Origin of the sequence: Microbacterium sp. A84 (assembly GCF_051842815.1) — a bacterium.
In the GTDB taxonomy this organism is placed as follows: domain Bacteria; phylum Actinomycetota; class Actinomycetes; order Actinomycetales; family Microbacteriaceae; genus Microbacterium.
Window position 1 is genome coordinate 431,943 of sequence record NZ_JBPXMS010000003.1, and the last position, 20,195, is coordinate 452,137.

A 20,195-nucleotide genomic window follows, 5' to 3' on the forward strand; every position below is an offset into this window, starting at 1 on the left:
GCCTTAAGCCTACGCGGGCTTGTGCCCACCTCGGCGCGGGAGATTCACAACATCCGTCATCGTCTCGAGCTCTCGACCCTTCGTCTCTGGCACCTGGAAGTACACGAAGAAGAACGACACGATCGCGAAGAACGCGTAGAAACCGTAGGCGAACGTCAGCCCGATTTCAGCGAACGCGGGGAACGTCGTCGAGATGAAGAAGTTGGCCACCCACTGGGCGGCGGCGGCCACTGCGAGTGCGCCGGCACGAATGCTGTTCGGGAACATCTCCCCCAGCAGCACCCACACCAGCGGGCCCCATGTCGCACCGAAGAAGACCACGAATCCGTTCGCGCATACCAGCGCGACCAGCGACCAAGGCTCCGGCAGCACGACATTGCCGTCCTGCAGCGTCCCGAAGGAGAAGGCCACTGCCATCATCCCCAGGGTCACGGCCATCCCGATGGATCCCGTGAGCAGCATGGGGCGACGGCCGACCTTGTCGACCAGCAGAATGGCGATGATCGTGACGACAATGTTGGTGATCGAGGTGATGACGGAGGTCATCAGAGCTTGAGACTCGTCGAATCCCACCGACAGCCACAGTGTGGTCGAGTAGTAGAAAATCACGTTGATGCCGACGAACTGTTGGAAAACACTGAGCAGAATGCCGACCCACACAATGGGTTTCAGACCGAACTTGTCCCCGCGCAGGTCACGCAGTGACTCCTTCTGCTCGGCATTCAGGGTGGAACGAATCTCCTCGATTTTGAGATTCACGTCGAGCTCGCCGGTGAAGTCGTAGAGCACCCGCGAGGCCTCGTCGATTCTTCCCCGTGCGACAAGGAATCTCGGAGATTCCGGCAGCCGCAGAGCCATCACTCCGTAAACCACCGCGGGAATCGCCTCGACCATGAACATCCAACGCCAGGCATCGATACCGAACCACAGAATGGATGCTGCGGAGCCGGCGATACCGGCCAGCAGGGCATTGGAGAGCAGAGCCGTGAAGATACCGGTCACGATTGCGAGCTGCTGGAGGGAACCGAGACGGCCGCGCACCTTCGCCGGCGATACCTCCGCGATATATGCCGGCGCGATCACGGATGCCGCACCCACGCCGAGTCCGCCGATCACACGCCAGACGATCAGGTCGATGACCCCGAAGGCGAGCCCGGAGCCGAATGCCGAGACGAAGAAGAGAATGGCGGCGATCACCATCACCGGGATACGGCCGAGCTTGTTCGCAAGACTCCCCGCAAACCAGGCACCGACAGCACAACCGATCAGCGCAGACGATACGGCGAAGCCCTGAAGGCCGGGCCCAAGAGTGAACGCTCCCGCGAGAGCGGTCACCGCGCCGTTGATCACGGCCGTATCGAAGCCGAACAGGAACCCGCCAAGTGCTGCGGCAATGCTGATTCCGATGACCCGGCCGTTGATGCGTGCGGCCGGACTCTTCTTATCTGCCATGATCTCTCCCCCGTTGTGCCCACTCTAGGAGTTGGGCCCACCCCAACGCGAGGGCGAGATCAGGATCCGTACTGCTCTTCGCCCAATTCGGAGAGGATGCGATTCAGGTCCTGGATCGACGCGAATTCGATCGCGACCTGGCCTTTTCTCGCACCCAACGTGATCTTCACGCGCGTGTTGAGGCGGTCACCCAACTTGCCAGACACCTCATCGAGGTAGGCACGACGAGCTCCCGGCTGCGCCTTGACCTTCTTTGTTCCGGCACCGGGGAAGGCCTTCGCGGCTTCTTCGGTGGCGCGCACGGACAGATCCTCGTTGACCACCTTGTCGGCGAGCTTCTGCATCGCTGCGGCGTCATCAAGCGAAAGCAGCGCACGAGCATGACCAGCGGTGAGGACACCTGCCGCAACCCTCTGCTGCACGGGAACGGGCAGTTTCAGCAGGCGAATCGTGTTGCTGATCTGCGGCCGAGAGCGGCCGATGCGTGTTGCGAGCTGCTCCTGCGTGATCCCAAAGTCTTCCAGCAACTGCTGGTAGGCGGATGCCTCTTCCAACGGGTTCAGCTCCGAGCGGTGAAGGTTTTCCAACAGTGCATCACGAAGCATGTCCTCGTCTGCGGTATCGCGGACGATCGCAGGGATCTCTGTAAGACCAGCCTCACGTGCCGCGCGCGTGCGGCGCTCCCCCATGATCAGTTCGTAGTCGCCATCGGCGTTCTTGCGAACGATTACCGGCTGCAGAACGCCGAACTCGCGCACACTGTGAACAAGTTCTGCGAGATCGTCTGTGCCGAAGTGAGTGCGTGGCTGGCGCGGGTTGGGAACGATCTGATTCGGATCTATCTGAATCAGATGGAGGCCCGGAATTACGGCGAGATCAGCCTCTTCTTCGACAGGAGTTGCTTCCTCGCCGATGCCAGCATCCGTCTTCGGACGAAGGGAGGCACCCGGGAAGAACACATCGACCGGACGCTCAGACTGAATTCCCGTGGGGATGAGTGCGCCGATTCCTCGACCCAATCCAGTGCGCTTGGCCATCAGTTCTCCTTGCTCTGCGTCTTCTGGGACGCGATCTCAACAGCGGCCTCGCGGTATGCGATCGCTCCGGCGGAGTTCCCGTCATAAGCGATCACCGTCTGACCGAAACTTGGTGCTTCTGAAACGCGGACTGACCGCGGGATCATCGTTTTAAGTACCTGATCCGGGAAGTGGTTGCGCACCTCATCGGCGACCTGCTGCGCAAGACGGGTGCGTCCGTCATACATCGTGAGCAGAATCGTGGAGAGATAAAGGCTCGGATTGAGGTGCTTCTGAATCATCTGGATACTGCCCAGTAGTTGGCTCAGCCCTTCCAGCGCGTAATACTCGCACTGAATCGGGATGAAGACCTCGGATGCCGCCGTAAATGCGTTGATCGTGAGGAGACCGAGCGAAGGCGGGCAGTCGATGATGACAAAGTCGAGAGAATTCTCGCGGAGGTACACGTCCAGTGCTTTGCGCAACCGGTGTTCCCGTGCGACCTGCGAAACGAGCTCAATCTCCGCACCTGCAAGATGAATCGTGCTCGGTGCGCAGAGTAGATTCTCGGATTCCGGGCTCTGCTGCACGATATCGGCAAGCGGAACGTCGTCGATCAGGACGTCATAGACGCTGGGTATGTCAGCACTGTGTGGAATCCCCAGAGCTGTAGAGGCATTTCCCTGAGGATCGAGATCGATGACCAGGACCTTCGCACCCAAGCTTGCAAGAGCGGATGCGGTATTCACCGCCGAGGTGGTCTTACCGACACCACCCTTCTGGTTCGAGACCGTCAAAACACGGGTCTCGCCACTGAATTCCATCGAGGTCGCTTCAAGTTGGCGACGACGAGCGCTCAAATCGGCGATTTCACGCGCCAAAGGCGTGTCTACCCCGAAAGTATTGTTCGGTGTTACCTTCTCGGATTGTTTCACGTGAAACATCCACTCCTTTCGAGGGCCGTATTCCACTCTAATCGCTAGGTCAGACGTTTCAGAACGCAGCTACCACTGTGGGATGTTTCACGTGAAACATCCCCTCGGATGCCATGATCGAACCCTAAGGAAAGTAACTACGAGACCCGAACCTGAGCCCGAACAACGCGGGTGGTCTCTTCCAGCAAACCTTCGCCAAGAACTTCAATCCGCACATCACTGAGCCGATACTTCTTGATCTGCTTGGCGGCAGCATCAATCTCTACTCCGGCATTCTTCCCCTTGAGGAGTGCGAGCTCTCCCCCGTTGCGCACCAGAGGCGCCGTATAAGGGAGAAGAGTGCGCAATGCGCTGACCGCACGAGCTGTGACGACGTCAAACTTCTCGGTCGTGCGCACATCCTCTGCACGGGAGCGCAGCACCACGACGTTATCCAACTCGAGCTCGTTGACCTGCTCGGTGAGCCAATTGACGCGGCGCTCCATCGGTTCGACCAGCGTCAGCTTCACGTCTGGCCGTGCAATCGCGATAATCAGGCCGGGTAGTCCAGCCCCAGAGCCAATATCGGCGGCCGTGCCATGGAAGAGCGGAGCGGCGATCGCGCTGTTGAGGATATGCCTTGTCCACAGACGGGGCAGCTCCAGCGGACCAATCAGCCCGCGCTCCTCCCCCTGCGCAGCCAATGCCGCGGTAAAGGCGCGGGCAACATCGATCCGCTCCCCGAAAATGGATGCCGCAGCCGCGGGCTCTGTCTCAACCGAAAGTTCTGCCTCAGTATCTGACATGCTCACACCTCACGATGTTTCACGTGAAACATCAGCGACGGCGGATGACCGTGTGGCGGTCAGGGCCCTCGCCGTATGACTCCGAGATTAGGTCGCGATCGGCGGCGATATCGTGCACAAGCTTTCGCTCGTAACTGGACATCGAAGGCAGCGAAGCCTGCGACGCTCCCTCGTCTAGCTTGATGAGAGCGGCATCGACCAGCTTCTCCAGCTGACGGCGGCGAGCGTCACGCGAGCCGCCAACGTCGAGGATCAAGCGGGAGAAGGATCCGGTCTTGTTCTGAACAGCCAGGCGGGTGATCTCCTGCAGTGCCTGAACCGTGTCGGGATTCGAGAGCACCGAGATGTCCTCGCCCTCAGCCTCGACCGAAACGTAGGCACGCCCCTGACGCACGTCGAGGTTCAGGTCACCATCGATGTCCGCGATGTCCAGCAGCTCCTCGATGAAGTCGGCAGCAACGTCACCTTCGTGTTCAAGCTGTTCGACTGTGGGTTCGGTGCGTTCGGGACGCTCGACGACATTTTCAGTGGTCATGAGTTGGGACCCTTCTTCTTCGAACGCTTCTTACCCACCGGCTGCTGACGCTTCGGAGTGTTCAGCTTGGCCTTCTCAACCTCTTCGAGCTTGCGCTGCTGCTCAGCCTCGTACGCTGCCATCGGAACAACCTTGCCGGATGAATCGATTGCCTTGCCCTTGCGTGCCAGTCGCTCTTCGCGAGCCTTGGCCGCTTCCGAGCCAGGGGTGGGCATCTCACGGATAACGAGGAACTGCTGTGCCATGGTCCACAGGTTCGAGACGAACCAGTACACGACAACACCGAGGGGGAAAAAGACGCCCGAGAAGATGAAGCCCAGCGGCAGCACGTAGAGCATGATCTTCTGCATCTGGTACGCCTGGCCGGTCTTCGCTTCCGGCGAGAGGTTCTTCGAGATGATCTGCAACTGCGTGAAGAACTGCGAACCGATCATCAGGACGACGAGGATCACGAGGAGAATGATCGCAACGGTGTTCTGCGTCTCGACAGCGTGGCCGAGGGTGCCGTGCAACGAGACTGATCCGAAGATCGTGGCGTCGTAGAACTCCTTGGTCAGCTCAGCGCTCAGTAGGCCCACACCGCCAACGCCATTATTGGCATGCTTGGTGACGTCGTTTAGCACGCTGAACAGGGCAAAGAAGATCGGCATCTGCACGATCATCGGCAGACAGCTCGACATCGGCGAAGTGCCGTGTCGCTTATACAGCGCCATTGTCTCGCGGCTCATCGCCTCGCGAGACAGCTGGTCCTTCTTGCCCTTGTACTTGGCCTGGACCTTCTTCATCTCAGGAGCGATTTCCATCATCTTGCGCTGGCTCTTGATCTGCCGCACGAAGAGGGGGAACACCGCACCACGAACGACGATCACGAGACCGACAATCGAGAGGATCCAAGTGATGCCGGCTGCTGCGGGCAGCCCGGCCGTGGTGAACAGCCAGTGCCAGGCCACGAGGAGGAGCTCAACGACCCACTTGAGCGGCCACAGGATCGTGCCGAGCAAATCGAAGCCGCCGCCGGTATCGGCATCCGCTGTTGGCATCGCAGAGGCGAGCAGAAGGTCAAGACCCACTGTTCAGTCCTTTCGAGAAGGTACGACGAAACCTCGGGCGGTCAGGTCGAATCGGAAATGGTCGTGAGGGCGAACGTCATCAACGCCGCCTTTTGTCCAGGGGTTGCACCGCAGAATTCGCCATGCCGAGAGCACGGCTCCCTTGACCGCGCCGTGCTGCTGCACAGCACCTACAGCGTAAGCCGAACAAGACGGATAAAACGCACACACATCGCCATAGATCGGCGAGATGACGGTTCGATACCCGGTGAGAAATCCCAGGATGAGATTGCGCGGTACGAGAGGGATGCTCCGCACCAGGTCACCGGGCTTCAGATGCGCTGACCCCATCGCATAGGAGGGCAGGGCACTCATGCCGACATCCTTGTGCGGTCAAGTTTGGCAAGACACCGCGTGACATCGGCGTTGAGCTCGCCATATGTCGCAGTGGCAGACGCAGGAAGGGCACGGATGACGATATCCGTGCCCTCGGGCACCATTGACAGCGCTTCCGCGCACACAGCTTTGAGCCGTCGACGCACGGTGTTGCGGATCACAGCTGTGCCCACCTGCTTGCTAATGATGAACCCGAATCTGGGTTCGCGTGCTTCACCGGTCGTCAACAATGAGGTGATGACCGTTGCGCCCCCGCACCGGACTCCGCGACGGACAACCAACCGATAGTCGGTACCTCGCGTCAGTCGGAACGGACGGGCGAGCACGAGGCTTACGCCGAGAGCTCGACGCGGCCCTTCGCGCGGCGGGCCGAAAGGATGCCACGGCCGGCGCGGGTGCGCATGCGCAGGCGGAAGCCGTGCTTCTTGGCGCGACGGCGGTTGTTGGGCTGGAACGTACGCTTGCTCATGGAATCACTCCGGGAACGCTGTCACCGGATGTGTACGACCGGAGACATAGGGATCTGCCCTTTTTCGGGCATAAGTCAACCGATTAAGAATACGTCGCACGGGCCCAGAGATCAAATCTCCGTGCCACGACCGGTCTGAGCGTGTTGCCCCGCACAGTAATTATCCACAACCTCGGCGCTGATGGCGTGCTCGACACACCGTTGATTTTCCGTGGGTAGGTTGCCGTTCTCAGGTTGGATGACTACCGTTGCATCCGAAGTTATCCACAGGGGGGAACTGCCAAAATCGGCCTACCCTCCGCGAACCTTTTCCCGGAGCACCATGTCCTCTCCTGCCCAGCCCGACGTTCCGATCTGGGCACAGGTTCTGGACCTGCTCGATCAGGATGATCGCGTCACCCCACAGTTGCAGGGATTCCTGAGCCTCGCTGTTCCCGCCGGTGTCATGAGCGCAACGCTCTATCTCGACGTCCCCAACGATCTGACCGCCGCTCAGATCAACAAGCGCCTGCGTGTTCCGATCATGGAGGCACTGGGCCTGCTGGGTGAAGAAGTCACATCGTTCCGTGTTGTCGTGAACCATGAACTCGCCGAGCACCCTACGGCCCCGATTGCGGTCGCCGACTTCGGTCGCCCTGAGGCACCACGCACCGACTACCCGATCGAACAGCCCACCCAGCTGCGTCACGAGTCGCGACTGAATCCTAAGTACACCTTCGACAATTTCGTGATCGGCCAGTCGAACCGTTTCTCACACGCAGCGGCGGTCGCTGTCGCTGAGGCGCCGGCGAAGGCCTACAACCCGCTGTTCATTTACGGCGATTCCGGTCTCGGTAAGACACACCTGCTGCACGCGATCGGCGATTACGCACAGTCGCTCTACACCGGGGTGAAGGTTCGATACGTCTCCAGCGAAGAGTTCACCAACGACTTCATCAACTCGATCGCCAACAACCGGGGCTCTGCGTTCCAAGCGCGCTATCGCGACGTCGACATCCTCCTCATCGATGACATCCAGTTCCTACAGGGTCGCGCCGAGACGCAGGAAACCTTCTTCCATACCTTCAACACCCTGCACGACCACAACAAGCAGATCGTCATCACCAGTGATGTCGCGCCGAAACACCTGACCGGGTTTGAGGACCGGATGCGCAGCCGCTTCGAGTGGGGCCTGATCACCGACGTACAGGCCCCTGACCTCGAGACCCGTATCGCCATCCTTCGCAAAAAGGCCCAGAGCGAGGCACTCCATATCCCAGACGACGTGCTGGAATACATCGCGACTGTGGTCTCGTCGAACATCCGTGAGCTCGAGGGCGCTCTCATCCGCGTCTCCGCATTCGCAAGCTTGAACCGATCAGCGCTCGATATCTCCCTCGCACAGACAGTGCTGCGGGACATCATCGATACGACCGAAGACAACATCATCTCGCCGACCGACATCATCACTGCCACTGCGCAGTACTTCAAGCTCACAGTCGACGACCTGTACGGATCGAGTCGATCCCAGCAGATCGCGACTTCCCGTCAGATCGCCATGTATCTGTGCCGCGAACGCACGAACCTCTCGCTTCCGAAGATCGGTCAGCTGTTCGGCAACCGCGATCACACAACGGTGATGTACGCCTATAAGAAGATCAGCGACCTCATGAAGGAACGTCGTTCCATCTACAACCAGGTCACCGAGATCACCACGCAGCTCGGTCGACGCTGACATATCACGAGATTCATGCCTGTTTACACATGTGGATAACTTGTGGATGAATCCGCTTAACATCGGGACGAATCTGTGAAAAACACCTCTACCTGTGGATAACTCTCGCGACAGCGGCATCCACCGCCTCCCCGTATTAGTGCGGATTCCTCAGGGTTTCCACATCTCACACGCTTGTAGTTCCTTACTCGCGAGTGCTATCCACCGAGTTATCCACAGTATCCACAGGTGTTAAGACTGTTAAGGAGTTAACCCTTAGAGAGCGCGATCCGATCACCTCAAAGGTGTTGAAACCCGGCGTATGGCGCAGCCCAGACGTAGGGATACGATGGGAACCCCTGACGTGGGCCCATGCTCATCAGGTTTTGTAATTACGACGAGGGAGCGCCCGTGAGGTTCCAGGTCAACCGCGATGTCTTCAGCGAAGCTGTGTCCTTCGTCGTCAAGCTTCTGCCGCAGCGCAATCCCCAGCCAATCCTGGCTGGAGTGCTCATCGAAGCAAGCGACTCAGGGCTGACACTTTCGGCCTTCGACTACGAAGCATCCGCTCGCACGACGATCGAGGCGACAGTCGAGTCACCCGGCACGATCCTCGTGCACGGTCGATTGCTTTCTGACATTGCCAGCCGGTTGCCGAACGCGCCGATTGAGATCGCGGTCGAAGAAGACGGTGGCATCGCTGTCACCTGTGGTTCGGCTCGATTCACTCTGGCAGCCATGCCTGTTGAGGAATATCCCTCGATTCCTGAGGTTTCAGGTTCGTCGGGTGTCGTTCCGGCAGACGATTTCGGTACCGCGATCGCGCAGGTCGGTTTCGCCGCGTCTCGCGATGACGTGACTCCCGTGCTCACGGGTGTGCAGCTCGAAGTATCCGGCCACAGCCTGAGCCTTGTCGCCACCGACCGGTACCGCGTTTCATTGCGTGATGTTCCGTGGGACGGCGAAGCTCCCGAGAAAACTGCGCTGGTTCCCGCGCGCACACTGACCGAGGTCGGTAAGACCTTCGGGCATGCCGGAACCATCCAGGTTTCCTTCTCCGGTGCAGGTGACCGCGAGATCATCGCGTTCACCGCCGGCAACAAGACGGTCACATCTCTCCTGATCAAGGGGAATTTTCCGCCGGTCCGGCGACTGTTTCCCGAGCAGACCGAACACTACGCGGTGGTCAATACCGCCGACTTGATCGAAGCCGTTCGGCGTGTGGCATTGGTGCTTGATCGCGCCGCTCCCCTGCGATTCACGTTTACGTCAGACAGCGTGACGATGGATGCCTCTGGCAGCGAGCAGGCTCGAGCATCCGAGTCAGTCGACGCACATCTGACCGGTGGCGATGACGTGACGCTCGGCTTGAACCCGCAGTATCTGATCGAGGCACTCAGTGCGGTCAAGAGCGGTTTCGTACGGATCACGTTCACATCGAGTGACAACGCGAACAAGCTCAGCCCGGTGCTGATCACGAGTCAGACGTCTGTCGACCAGGCAGGAAACGACTCGTACAAGTACCTGTTGCAGCCGAACCTTCTGCTTCGCTGATCGTCTCCGTCTCACTCGACGAGCGATCTCGAGGAGAGTGTTCGGGGAGAGTGTCTGCCCCGAAAGGTAGGGTGAATCCGTGATTGTGGAGCACCTGAGCCTTGTGGACTTCCGCAACTACGCGACCGCAGAACTCAGCCTTCATCGAGGGCCCAATGTGCTCGTCGGCCGTAACGGCCAGGGAAAGACAAATCTCGCCGAGGCGGTCGTCTTCCTTGCCACGCTCGGCTCGCATCGGGTGTCATCGGACGCTCCGATGGTGAGAGATGGTCAGGAATTCGCGGTTATTCGTGCCCGGCTTTCGGTGGGAGAACGCAAGGTTCTCGCCGAAGTGCAGATCAATCGGCAGGGGTCGAACAAGGCCCGCATCAACGGATCACCATCCAAGACCAGTGAGCTGCCGCGTTACGCCCATGTCGTGTTGTTCGCGCCAGAAGATCTGCAGATCGTTCGGGGAGACCCGTCATCGCGGCGTCGATTCGCGGATCAGCTGCTGATCCAGCGCGCACCGCGCATGTCTGCGGTGCTCGGTGATTATGACCGCGTACTCAAACAGCGCACCGCGCTACTGAAATCCGCTCGCGCACGTGGCATCCGAGGCGAAGCGCTCACGACCCTCGAGGTGTGGGACGACAAGCTCATCGCCCTGGGATCTGAAATCATCGACGCTCGCCTCCGGCTCGCGACTGATCTGCAGCGGCCACTTGCCGACGCGTACACCGCGATCGCCGGCGCCGATCATCAGCCTGAAGTGGAATGGGCGCTGTCTGTGCGTGGCGGCGACCCCGAAGAAGGCGAAGAGGTGGCGTCCGAGACCCGTGGTGAAATTGCCGACATGTTCCGCGCAGCTCTGCTGGCCAAGCGCAAGCAGGAACTCGACCGCGGACTCACTCTCGTCGGCCCTCATCGTGACGATCTTCTGATGCGAGTGCGCGGACTTCCGGTGAAGGGCTATGCCTCGCACGGCGAATCTTGGTCGGTTGCGCTCGCTCTGCGCCTGGCATCCGCGGAACTTTTGCGTGCTGAATCTCCGGCGGGAGATCCGGTTCTCATTCTCGACGATGTCTTCGCCGAGCTCGACGCTGATCGCCGGCACCGTCTGGCGGCTCTCACCGTCGGATACGAACAGGTGGTGGTGACCGCGGCTGTCGAGGAAGACATTCCCGAGGCGTTGCACCGGCACGTCGTGCGCATCAGCGACGGAGTAATCAGCGACGATCGCAGCGACGATCGCAGCGACGATCGCAGCGACGATCGCAGCGACAATGACAACAGCAGTCAGGTCGAACAGAGCGATCAGGAGGAAGACGATGAGTGATGCAGCATCCGATACTCCGGAAACGGTCGCGACATACCTGCGTCTTCGGGGTCTGAAGCCAAGTTCGAAGTCGTGGAAGCGCAAGCGTCGCATCCGAGATGATGACGACAACGCGCCGTTCACTCCCGGTCGTGACCCTGGGGCTCTTGGTGCCGTGCTCGACAAGCTCAGTCGAGACTCTGGCTGGGAGATCACGCTGGCGCGGGAAGACCTGGTGCGGCAGTGGGCCGACCTCGCCGGCGCCGATACCGCGAAACACTCCGAGCCCGTTGGTCTCGACAATGGCATGCTGACCGTCAAGTGCGATTCGACGGCCTGGGCGAAGAACCTGCAGTTCATGCGCGCGACCATCCTGACCGAGATCGGACGACGTTATCCGCAGGCGGGTGTGAACAACCTCCGATTTATCGGACCGGACGTTCCCTCTTGGAAATGGGGTCCGAGAGCCGTTCCAGGCCGGGGTCCACGCGATACCTACGGGTAGGGCATCAACGGACGCCCCTTGATCGATTTCAGGGCCACACACGGCCGTATAGCCACGTCAAGGCGCCTGAGTCAGGGTAGACTGAAGATTCGAGATATCGATGTGGAGAATCACCTCTGATGACGCCTGAATCCCCTGCTGACGAGCCTGAATCGACAACCGGGGGCACCCCCGTTGATAACCCGACCGCCGAGTATGGCGCGGATAACATCCAGATCCTCGAAGGACTCGAGGCCGTGCGTAAACGGCCCGGAATGTACATCGGATCGACTGGTCCGCGTGGCCTGCACCACTTGGTCTACGAGATCGTCGACAACTCTGTCGACGAGGCTCTGGCTGGCTACTGCGATGCGATCCTGGTGACGATCCTCGAAGACGGCGGTGTGCGTGTCGTCGATAACGGTCGTGGTATCCCGGTTGATCCGCACTCTTCTGACCCGAACAAGTCGAGTGTCGAAGTTGTGCTCACAATCCTGCATGCCGGTGGAAAGTTTGGCGGCGGCGGATACGCGGTCTCTGGCGGTCTGCACGGCGTCGGCTCCTCTGTCGTCAACGCGCTCTCCACGCGCTTCGATGTGGAGATCAAGCGCCAGGGCCACGTCTGGAACCACAGCTTCTCCCACGGCGGCCAGCCCCAAGAGCAGGGACTGATCAAGGGTGCGGCGTCCGATGAGACCGGCACCACGATCACATTCTGGCCCGATACCGAGATTTTCACTGAGGGCGTCGAGTTCGAGTACGACACTCTGCGCACTCGCTTCCAGCAGATGGCGTTCCTGAACAAGGGACTGCGTATCGAGCTCAGTGATGAGCGTGAAGGTGCCACCTATGAGGTGGAAGAAGAAGGCGCGATGCTCACCAAGCAGCGCGGCGATGTCTTCCTCTACGAGCGCGGTCTCGTCGACTACGTCGAGTACCTGAACCGGGTGCGGCATGCCGAGGTCGTCAATGACGAGATCATCGACTTCGAGTCGGAAGACACCGAGCGCAAGATCTCGCTCGAGATCGCGATGCAGTGGACGACGGGTTACACCGAGAATGTCTTCACCTACGCGAACACCATCAACACTCATGAGGGTGGCACGCACGAAGAGGGTTTCCGTGCGGCATTGACGACTCTCGTCAACAAGTACGCCCGTGCGAACAACCTGCTCAAGGAGAAGGACGAGAACCTCTCCGGCGATGACGTGCGTGAGGGTCTGACCGCGGTCATCTCGATCAAGCTCGGCGAACCGCAGTTCGAAGGTCAGACCAAGACCAAGCTCGGCAATACCGAGGCAAAGGCTTTCGTGCAGAAGGTCGTCGGCGATCAGCTCGGTGACTGGTTCGGTCGAAACCCGGCGCAGGCGAAGAACATTATTCGCAAGTCGATCGACGCGGCGACCGCGCGGATGGCTGCCCGCAAGGCACGCGAAACCGCTCGTCGAAAGAGCGTTTTCGAGTCTGCGGCGATGCCGGACAAGCTCAAGGACTGCACCAGCAAGGACCCGTCGATCAGTGAGATCTTCCTGGTGGAGGGTGACTCCGCCGGCGGTTCTGCCGTGCAGGGTCGCGATCCGCACACGCAGGCGATTCTCGCGCTGCGTGGAAAGATCCTGAACGTTGAGCGTGCTCGCTTGGACAAGGCTCTGGGAAACCGCGAAGTCCAGGCGATGATCCAGGCCTTCGGCACAGGTATCGGTGAAGACTTCGATATCACCAAGGCGCGCTATCACAAGATCGTTCTGATGGCGGATGCCGACGTCGACGGCCAGCACATCACCACGCTGCTGCTGACGCTGCTGTTCCGCTATATGCGGGGCCTCATCGAGGCGGGCTTCGTCTACCTTGCGATGCCGCCGCTGTACCGGTTGAAGTGGACGAACAAGCCGCACGAGTACGTGTACTCGGATGCCGAGCGTGACGCGCTGATGAAGCACGGACTCGAAAACGGAAAGCGCATCGGCAAGGACGGCGTGCAACGGTACAAGGGACTTGGCGAGATGAATGCCAAGGAACTCTGGGAGACCACGATGGATCACACCACGCGGACGCTCCGTCAGGTGACCATCGAAGATGCCGCCTCTGCGGATGAGATCTTCAGCGTGCTCATGGGTGAGGACGTTGAATCCCGACGCAACTTCATTCAGCGCAACGCCAAGGACGTCCGCTTCCTGGACATCTGACGCGTAGGCAACGCTCAGCGAACGATTGAAAGATACCAATGACTGACGATAATTCGACGGGCGAAACGACCGGATCCGGTCGCGAAGAGCCGTATCACGAGCACGGCAAGATCGACCAGGTCGATCTGAAGTTCGAGATGGAGCGCAGCTACCTCGACTACGCGATGGCGGTCATCGTCGGCCGCGCGCTGCCTGATGTGCGCGATGGCCTCAAGCCCGTGCACCGCCGGGTGATCTACGGCATGTACGACGGTGGCTATCGCCCAGACAAGGCGTTCTCGAAGTGTGCCCGCGTCGTCGGTGAAGTCATGGGTCAGTACCACCCGCACGGTGACACTGCGATTTATGACACCCTCGTGCGTCTGGTTCAGCCCTGGGCACTGCGGTACCCGCTCGCTCTCGGCCAGGGAAACTTCGGTTCCCCCGGCAACATGGGTGCGGCTGCACCGCGTTACACCGAGACGAAGATGGCTCCGCTCGCGCTCGAGATGGTGCGCGACATCGAAGAGGAGACCGTCGACTTCCAGCCGAACTACGACGGCCAGACTCAGGAGCCGACGGTTCTGCCGGCGCGTTTCCCGAACCTGCTCGTCAACGGCTCCGTCGGCATCGCGGTCGGTATGGCGACGAACATCCCGCCGCACAACCTGCGCGAAGTGTCCGCTGCCGCGCTCTGGGCACTCGACAACCCTGGTCTGCCGCGCGAGGAGCTTCTCGAGGGGCTCATCCAACGCATCTCTGGTCCTGATTTCCCGACTGGAGCGCAGATTCTGGGCACCAAGGGCATCCAGGAGGCCTATCGCACCGGCCGTGGTTCGATCACGATGCGCGCAGTCGTGAATGTCGAAGAGATCCAGGGCCGCAACTGCCTGGTGATTACCGAACTCCCCTACCAGGTGAACCCCGACAACCTCGCGGTGAAGATCGGTGATCTGGCGCGTGACGGCAAGGTCACCGGCATCGCCGATATCCGCGACGAGACCAGCGATCGTACCGGTCAGCGTCTCGTGGTGGTTCTCAAGCGGGATGCTGTCGCCAAGGTCGTGCTGAACAACCTGTACAAGCACACGCAGCTGCAGGACAACTTCGGCGCGAACATGCTCGCGATCGTCGATGGTGTTCCGCGCACGCTCGCGCTCGACGGCTTCATCACGAACTGGATTTCACACCAGATCAACGTGATCGTCCGCCGCACGCAGTTCCGTCTGCGCAAGGCGGAGGAGCGGATGCACACCCTGCGCGCCTACCTCAAGGCGCTCGACGCGCTCGATGAGGTCATCGCGTTGATCCGACGCTCGCCCACTCCGAACGAGGCGAACGAGGGGCTGCAGAGGCTGCTCGACATTGACGAGGTTCAGGCTGATGCCATCCTCACGATGCAGTTGCGTCGCCTGGCAGCTCTCGAACGCCAGAAGATCATCGACGAAGCCACCGAGATCGAGATCAAGATCGCCGACTTCAAGGCGATCCTTGCCGATGAGATGCGCCAGCGCACCATCATCCGCGAGGAGCTCACCGAGATCGTCGACCGCTTCGGCGATGACCGCCGCACGCACATCCTGCACGGTTTCGACGGTGATGTCTCAATGGAAGACCTCATCGCCGAAGAGGAGATGGTCATCACCGTCACCCGCGCTGGCTACATCAAGCGCACCCGCAGTGACAACTATCGTTCACAGCACCGCGGCGGCAAGGGCATCAAGGGTGCTCAGCTGCGCGCAGATGACATCGTCGAGCACTTCTTCGTGACGACCACGCACCACTGGCTGCTGTTCTTCACCGATAAGGGTCGTGTCTACCGCACCAAGACCTACGAGGTGCCGGAGGCCGGTCGCGACGCCAAGGGTACGCACGTTGCGAACCTGCTCGCACTGCAGCCGGACGAGAACATCGCTCAGGTGCTCGATATCCGCGACTACGAGGTGGCAGATTATCTGGTGCTCGCGACGCGTAATGGTCTGGTCAAGAAGACCCGACTGGATGCGTACGACACGAACCGTCAGGGTGGCGTCATCGCAATCCGTCTGAACGAAGACGACGAGCTCGTCAGTGCGCTCATGGTCAATGCGGAAGACGACATCCTTCTGATCAGCCGTCGCGGTATGTCGGTACGCTTCAGCGCGACCGATGAGGCCCTGCGACCGATGGGTCGCGCGACCGCCGGGGTGAAGGGTATGAAGTTCCGTGAGGGCGACAGTCTCCTGTCGGCATCCGTCGCCGCGCTCGATCAGTTCGTGTTCGTGGTGACTGATGGCGGATTCGCGAAGCGCACAGCTGTAGGCGAGTATCGCGTGCAGGGACGCGGCGGATTCGGCATCAAGGTGGCGAAGCTCAACGACGATCGAGGTACTCTCGCGGGTGGTTTGATCGTGGCTGAGGACGACGAGGTTCTGGTGGTTCTGTCCAGCGGCAAGGTGGTACGCTCTGCCGTGGCCGAGGTACCCGCGAAGGGTCGAGACACCATGGGAGTGGTGTTCGCCCGGACTTCCGAGAAGGACCGGATCCTCGCCATCGCCCGCAACAGTGAGCGGGGCCTTGCCGAAGAAGAGGCAGAGGCGGAGTCAGACGCAGAGGCTCTCGAATCGACACAGATCTCTGAATCGACACAGATCTCTGAGGAAAGCACGGACGAATGAGCACAGTAGCCGACAAGTTGGCGAAGAAGTCCACGCGCAAGACCGGTGGCAAGCAGGTTCGCCTGCGCCTGGTCTATGTGGACTTCTGGTCGGCCGTGAAGCTGTCTTTCCTCGCCGCGGTCGCGCTCGCGATCGTGACGATGGTGTCGTTCTTCCTGATCTTCCTGGTGCTGCAGGCAACGGGAATTCTGGCGGGGGCCGACGAATTCGTTGGTGAAATCACCGATGGTGCCATTTCGATCGCCTCGATGATGGGCCTGCCCCAGGTCATGGCGTTCGCCGCCGTCGTGTCGATTCTGAACCTGATCGTGGTCACTGTGCTCGGCGCCGTGTGCGCCGGCATCTACAACCTCGCAGTGAAGGTGACGGGTGGCCTGCTAGTCGGCTTCATGTCCAACTAATAACAACCTTTCGAGTGGGCGCTCGTGGCTCGCTTTCGCCGCGGCGAAGCGCCACAAGCGCCCACTCGCACATGTAGAAGTAGGGGAAACCCGAAGGCGTCGCGGGGGCTGGCACGGTGTTCGGGGCGCGGCCTGCGGCCTACGTTTGAGACATGACCACTCAGACCACCCCGGCCCCGGTCGGCGCCTCCCCATCGGAGAAGCCGCCACTGCGGCTGTTCCTGACAATCCTGCAGCTCGCCTGCCTCGGTGTTTTCGGCGCCGGTGCTATCGGCATCCTCAGCGCGCTCGTCGGCGCCGGTGTCGCATTGCTGTTCGTCTTCGGAATCGGCGCGGTGTTTCTCGTCGGTCTGGTTTATGCCCTGTACGGACTGGGCTGGTTCGAGATCGCTCGCGTTGACGGCCTCTACCGTCTAGGTCTCCCGCCGCTGGCTCCGCGTCCGCGCCAGCGTCCCGGCTTCGGAGGATGGCTGCGTTCACTCGGTCGCCAGTCGATTGACGGGCGGATGTGGCGGGCCGTGGCGAACTTCACGATCGCCTGCATCTTCGGGACGCTGGTTCTTCGACTCTTCTGGGGGATGCTCTGGTCAGCGATTTACACGATCTCACCGCTGTTCGGTGGCGGCTCAACAGCCGGTCCCTTCGGCACAGTCGTCACTGCCGGATGGGCGCCGCTGGTCGGCATCCTCGGCGTTCTCGCTGCGGCTGCCGGCATCATCGGCCTCGCGCTGCTGCACCGCGTTCTCACCCGAGCAATCGTCGTGCCGAACCGCGAGGCTGAGCTCACCGAACAGGTGCGCACGACCAGCGCACAGCGCGAAGGCGCCGTGCGCGCTGCAGATCTCGAGCGCACGCGTATCGAACGTGATCTGCACGACGGTGTTCAGCCGCGACTGGTCTCGGTCGGCATGACCCTTGGTCTTGCGCAGCAGAAGATCGAGAGTGACCCGGACGTCGCGAAGCAGCTGATCAGCGAGGCACACACCTCCACAAAGGCCGCAATCACGGAGCTGCGCCAGCTCGCCCGCGGCATCCATGCGTCGGTTCTTGACGATCGTGGGCTGGATGCCGCGCTGTCAGCGATCGCCAGCAGGTCGCACGTCCCGGTGCAGCTTGACGTGCGGATGACTGGCCGATGCAGCCGTGAAGCTGAAGCCGCCGTCTACTTCTGCATCGCTGAGTCGCTCACGAACGCCGCCAAGCACTCGCGAGCCAGCGAATGCCGAGTCATCGTGCGGATTCGCGAGGGCGGGGTGCTCTGGGCCCGCGTGGAAGACAACGGCATCGGCGGTGCGCAGGTGCAGCCCGGCGGTGGCCTCGACGGCATCTCGAACCGGGTGGTTGCCGCCGGCGGCACATTCCGACTCGACAGCCCGCAGGGCGGTCCGACCTCGCTGGAGGTGAGTGTGCCATGCGCATCCTGATCTGTGAGGACTCGGTTCTTCTTCGCGAGGGTCTCGTTCGTCTGCTGGAGGATGCCGGACACGAGGTGGTCGCGGCCCTGGCCGACACCGAGGGTCTGACCGAAACCGTGCAGAGCACGGCCCCTGAGCTCTGCATCCTCGATGTGCGGCTGCCCCCGACTTTCACCGACGAGGGCATTCGTGCGGCGCTGGCGCTGCGGTCCACGCATCCGGCATTGCCACTGCTGGTGCTGTCACAGTACGTCGAGGAACGCTATGCCAGCGATCTGATCGCCGCGCAGGGTGGGCCGCTCGGCTACCTGCTCAAGGATCGCGTCGCCGATGTCTCCGAATTTCTCGCTTCCGTGGAGCGGATCGCAGAGGGAGCATCCGTGCTCGACCCGGAGGTGGTCCAGCAGTTGCTGACACGTCGCAATCGTGACGATCGGATGCTGCAGCTCACCGAGCGGGAACGGACGGTGCTCGCCCTGATCGCCGAGGGAAAGTCGAATCAGACAATCGCGGGTCTTCTTTTCCTCTCGGAGGCGAGTGTCGAGAAGAACATCACCGCCATCTTCCAGAAGCTGGGCCTTGAGCCAGAGGCCGGCAACCGGCGCGTGCTCGCGGCGCTCGCTCATATCGAAAACACCGGCGGCACTCCCCCGCTCGGAAACCAGACAGGAATGACACGATGAACACCGAACCCCAGCACACGCCTGGCGGCGCACGCACCCACGCCGGCGTCACAGCAATCACCGTGACGACTGCGATCGTGGGCGGCATCGCTTTGCTCGGCGCCGGCGGTACGGCTGCCGTCGCCGCAGTGAATGACGCGACGGTGAGCAGCGAAGCCCAGTCCGTGGAAGTCGGTGGGATCGAATCGCTGGAGATGGACGTCAGCGCCAGCAGCGTCACTGTGCGCTTTGCCGACGTCGACGAGGCGCAACTGCAGGTGGAGGGCAGCCGTGGCGGTTGGACGATGCGTCGTGACGGCGATGAGTTGATCGTGCAGAGTCCGCGGGGGCTGTTCGACGGCTGGTTCGGCGGCGGACTGTTCGGCAACTGGTTCAATGACGATGAGCGCGTTGTGCTGACCCTGCCCGAAGCGCTGCAGGATTCTCGACTCGACGCCGACTTCACGCTGAGTGCGGGCAGCCTCGACGTGGACGGGGCGTATGACGGCCTGGACATAGAGCTGGGGGCTGGCGGCCTCATCCTGAGCGGATCGGCGTCGTCCGTTGACATCGACATGAGCGCAGGTCGTGCTGACGTCAACCTCGCAGACGTGGAAGAAGCCGACTTCACCGTGGCGGCCGGCCAGGTGGTGGCCGAGCTTGCTGGGAGGGCGCCCAGCGAGGTGACCATCGACGTCAGCGCTGGTTCTCTCGAGCTGACGCTTCCGGATGTCGCCTACGATGTGCAGCAGGAAGTCAGCGCCGGCTCCCTCGACAACAACCTGCAGACGTCCTCGAATGCGCGGAATTCTGTCGTGGTCAGCCTCTCTGCTGGCAGTGTGGATCTGCACCCCGGTCGCTGAGCACCGTCGATTCGGATTTTCCTCAAATCTCAGGTAAAGTCTTGGAGGTTGACGGGGATATAGCTCAGTTGGTTAGAGCGCTTCACTGATAATGAAGAGGTCCCAGGTTCAAATCCCGGTATCCCCACTCCGTCACCATAATTAAATAGTTTTTGGGGCCTTAACTCAGTTGGTAGAGTGCCTGCTTTGCAAGCAGGATGTCAGGAGTTCGATTCTCCTAGGCTCCACATTCAGAACCGGCCAGACGATACGTCTGGCCGGTTCTTTTTTCTCAGGTGCATCGTTTCTGGCTTATAGGCCAAAAAGAGTGGATGGGTCCGGGCGTGTCATCCCCTTCCTGCCCATCCGGCGCGTGACCAGAGTCCTT

The 20,195-nt window shown here is 60.9% G+C and carries 19 protein-coding genes and 2 tRNA genes; 12 read left to right on the plus strand and 9 right to left on the minus strand.

From position 1 onward, the window contains the following. Positions 1-9: 9 nt before the first annotated feature. From ACSU04_RS14655 to rpmH, 9 genes are all read right to left on the minus strand, one after another. Entirely contained in the window at positions 10-1,452 is a 1,443-nt protein-coding gene (locus ACSU04_RS14655; protein ID WP_439290097.1) for a sugar porter family MFS transporter, read from the minus strand. A 59-nt stretch (positions 1,453-1,511) separates the two neighbouring features. Further along, on the minus strand, positions 1,512-2,489 hold the full coding sequence (locus tag ACSU04_RS14660; protein WP_439290098.1) for a ParB/RepB/Spo0J family partition protein: 978 nt from the start codon (positions 2,487-2,489) through the stop codon (positions 1,512-1,514). Next, positions 2,489-3,412, minus strand: a complete 924-nt coding sequence (locus ACSU04_RS14665; protein WP_439283276.1) for a ParA family protein — start codon at positions 3,410-3,412, stop codon at positions 2,489-2,491. Before ACSU04_RS14665 ends, ACSU04_RS14660 begins: the two co-directional genes overlap by 1 nt. Positions 3,413-3,540: 128 nt before the next feature. Beyond that, positions 3,541-4,188 carry a 16S rRNA (guanine(527)-N(7))-methyltransferase RsmG gene (rsmG, locus tag ACSU04_RS14670; protein WP_439290099.1) on the minus strand — a complete coding sequence of 216 codons (648 nt, stop codon included), beginning with the start codon at positions 4,186-4,188 and terminating at the stop codon, positions 3,541-3,543. 31 nt (positions 4,189-4,219) lie between these two features. Further along, complete coding sequence (locus ACSU04_RS14675) at positions 4,220-4,723, minus strand: protein jag (protein WP_439290100.1); 504 nt, start codon at positions 4,721-4,723, stop codon at positions 4,220-4,222. Beyond that, a complete protein-coding gene (yidC, locus tag ACSU04_RS14680) occupies positions 4,720-5,763 on the minus strand; it encodes a membrane protein insertase YidC (protein ID WP_439290117.1) in 1,044 nt (347 codons plus the stop codon). Before yidC ends, ACSU04_RS14675 begins: the two co-directional genes overlap by 4 nt. Positions 5,764-5,796: 33 nt before the next feature. After that, on the minus strand, positions 5,797-6,147 hold the full coding sequence (yidD, locus tag ACSU04_RS14685; RefSeq protein ID WP_439283283.1) for a membrane protein insertion efficiency factor YidD: 351 nt from the start codon (positions 6,145-6,147) through the stop codon (positions 5,797-5,799). Beyond that, a complete protein-coding gene (rnpA, locus tag ACSU04_RS14690) occupies positions 6,144-6,494 on the minus strand; it encodes a ribonuclease P protein component (RefSeq protein ID WP_439283285.1) in 351 nt (116 codons plus the stop codon). The genes yidD and rnpA overlap by 4 nt, the downstream gene beginning before the upstream one ends. A gap of 5 nt (positions 6,495-6,499) precedes the next feature. Continuing rightward, complete coding sequence (rpmH, locus tag ACSU04_RS14695) at positions 6,500-6,637, minus strand: 50S ribosomal protein L34 (RefSeq protein ID WP_439283287.1); 138 nt, start codon at positions 6,635-6,637, stop codon at positions 6,500-6,502. Positions 6,638-6,959: 322 nt separating this feature from the next. Between rpmH and dnaA the strand changes: the two genes are divergently transcribed. The 12 genes from dnaA (at position 6,960) to ACSU04_RS14755 (ending at position 20,055) form a co-directional block, all read left to right on the plus strand. Then, on the plus strand, positions 6,960-8,351 hold the full coding sequence (gene dnaA / locus ACSU04_RS14700) for a chromosomal replication initiator protein DnaA (RefSeq protein WP_439283289.1): 1,392 nt from the start codon (positions 6,960-6,962) through the stop codon (positions 8,349-8,351). Positions 8,352-8,741: 390 nt separating this feature from the next. Then, entirely contained in the window at positions 8,742-9,884 is a 1,143-nt protein-coding gene (dnaN, locus tag ACSU04_RS14705; RefSeq protein WP_439283290.1) for a DNA polymerase III subunit beta, read from the plus strand. A 79-nt stretch (positions 9,885-9,963) separates the two neighbouring features. Continuing rightward, positions 9,964-11,202, plus strand: a complete 1,239-nt coding sequence (recF, locus tag ACSU04_RS14710) for a DNA replication/repair protein RecF (RefSeq protein ID WP_439290101.1) — start codon at positions 9,964-9,966, stop codon at positions 11,200-11,202. Further along, positions 11,195-11,686, plus strand: coding sequence for a DUF721 domain-containing protein (locus ACSU04_RS14715; RefSeq protein WP_439283294.1), 492 nt, complete (start codon positions 11,195-11,197; stop codon positions 11,684-11,686). The genes recF and ACSU04_RS14715 overlap by 8 nt, the downstream gene beginning before the upstream one ends. Before the next feature lie 119 nt (positions 11,687-11,805). Next, on the plus strand, positions 11,806-13,851 hold the full coding sequence (gyrB, locus tag ACSU04_RS14720; RefSeq protein WP_439290102.1) for a DNA topoisomerase (ATP-hydrolyzing) subunit B: 2,046 nt from the start codon (positions 11,806-11,808) through the stop codon (positions 13,849-13,851). A 38-nt stretch (positions 13,852-13,889) separates the two neighbouring features. Beyond that, a complete protein-coding gene (gene gyrA / locus ACSU04_RS14725; RefSeq protein WP_439290103.1) occupies positions 13,890-16,487 on the plus strand; it encodes a DNA gyrase subunit A in 2,598 nt (865 codons plus the stop codon). Continuing rightward, positions 16,484-16,888, plus strand: a complete 405-nt coding sequence (locus tag ACSU04_RS14730) for a DUF3566 domain-containing protein (protein WP_439283299.1) — start codon at positions 16,484-16,486, stop codon at positions 16,886-16,888. The genes gyrA and ACSU04_RS14730 overlap by 4 nt, the downstream gene beginning before the upstream one ends. A gap of 152 nt (positions 16,889-17,040) precedes the next feature. After that, entirely contained in the window at positions 17,041-18,312 is a 1,272-nt protein-coding gene (locus tag ACSU04_RS14735) for a histidine kinase (RefSeq protein ID WP_439290104.1), read from the plus strand. Next, positions 18,300-18,986 carry a response regulator gene (locus tag ACSU04_RS14740; protein WP_439290105.1) on the plus strand — a complete coding sequence of 229 codons (687 nt, stop codon included), beginning with the start codon at positions 18,300-18,302 and terminating at the stop codon, positions 18,984-18,986. Before ACSU04_RS14735 ends, ACSU04_RS14740 begins: the two co-directional genes overlap by 13 nt. Then, positions 18,983-19,828 carry a DUF4097 family beta strand repeat-containing protein gene (locus ACSU04_RS14745; protein ID WP_439290106.1) on the plus strand — a complete coding sequence of 282 codons (846 nt, stop codon included), beginning with the start codon at positions 18,983-18,985 and terminating at the stop codon, positions 19,826-19,828. The genes ACSU04_RS14740 and ACSU04_RS14745 overlap by 4 nt, the downstream gene beginning before the upstream one ends. Positions 19,829-19,881: 53 nt before the next feature. Next, positions 19,882-19,955: transfer RNA gene (locus tag ACSU04_RS14750), tRNA-Ile, on the plus strand. A 27-nt stretch (positions 19,956-19,982) separates the two neighbouring features. Next, a tRNA-Ala gene (locus ACSU04_RS14755) sits at positions 19,983-20,055 on the plus strand. The last annotated feature ends 140 nt before the right edge of the window (positions 20,056-20,195 follow it).

Excerpts from the sequence above, each read along its gene's own strand:
- ACSU04_RS14740 (WP_439290105.1), top strand. The coding sequence starts at position 18,300 with ATGCGCATCCTGATCTGTGAGGACTCGGTTCTTCTTCGCGAGGGTCTC.
- ACSU04_RS14730 (WP_439283299.1), top strand. The coding sequence starts at position 16,484 with ATGAGCACAGTAGCCGACAAGTTGGCGAAGAAGTCCACGCGCAAGACC.
- ACSU04_RS14660 (WP_439290098.1), bottom strand. The coding sequence starts at position 2,489 with ATGGCCAAGCGCACTGGATTGGGTCGAGGAATCGGCGCACTCATCCCC.
- rsmG (WP_439290099.1), bottom strand. The coding sequence starts at position 4,188 with ATGTCAGATACTGAGGCAGAACTTTCGGTTGAGACAGAGCCCGCGGCT.
- ACSU04_RS14715 (WP_439283294.1), top strand. The coding sequence starts at position 11,195 with ATGAGTGATGCAGCATCCGATACTCCGGAAACGGTCGCGACATACCTG.
- ACSU04_RS14675 (WP_439290100.1), bottom strand. The coding sequence starts at position 4,723 with ATGACCACTGAAAATGTCGTCGAGCGTCCCGAACGCACCGAACCCACA.
- ACSU04_RS14665 (WP_439283276.1), bottom strand. The coding sequence starts at position 3,412 with ATGTTTCACGTGAAACAATCCGAGAAGGTAACACCGAACAATACTTTC.
- ACSU04_RS14745 (WP_439290106.1), top strand. The coding sequence starts at position 18,983 with ATGAACACCGAACCCCAGCACACGCCTGGCGGCGCACGCACCCACGCC.
- rpmH (WP_439283287.1), bottom strand. The coding sequence starts at position 6,637 with ATGAGCAAGCGTACGTTCCAGCCCAACAACCGCCGTCGCGCCAAGAAG.
- ACSU04_RS14655 (WP_439290097.1), bottom strand. The coding sequence starts at position 1,452 with ATGGCAGATAAGAAGAGTCCGGCCGCACGCATCAACGGCCGGGTCATC.
- yidC (WP_439290117.1), bottom strand. The coding sequence starts at position 5,763 with ATGCCAACAGCGGATGCCGATACCGGCGGCGGCTTCGATTTGCTCGGC.
- dnaA (WP_439283289.1), top strand. The coding sequence starts at position 6,960 with ATGTCCTCTCCTGCCCAGCCCGACGTTCCGATCTGGGCACAGGTTCTG.
- gyrB (WP_439290102.1), top strand. The coding sequence starts at position 11,806 with ATGACGCCTGAATCCCCTGCTGACGAGCCTGAATCGACAACCGGGGGC.
- gyrA (WP_439290103.1), top strand. The coding sequence starts at position 13,890 with ATGACTGACGATAATTCGACGGGCGAAACGACCGGATCCGGTCGCGAA.
- yidD (WP_439283283.1), bottom strand. The coding sequence starts at position 6,147 with ATGAGTGCCCTGCCCTCCTATGCGATGGGGTCAGCGCATCTGAAGCCC.
- ACSU04_RS14735 (WP_439290104.1), top strand. The coding sequence starts at position 17,041 with ATGACCACTCAGACCACCCCGGCCCCGGTCGGCGCCTCCCCATCGGAG.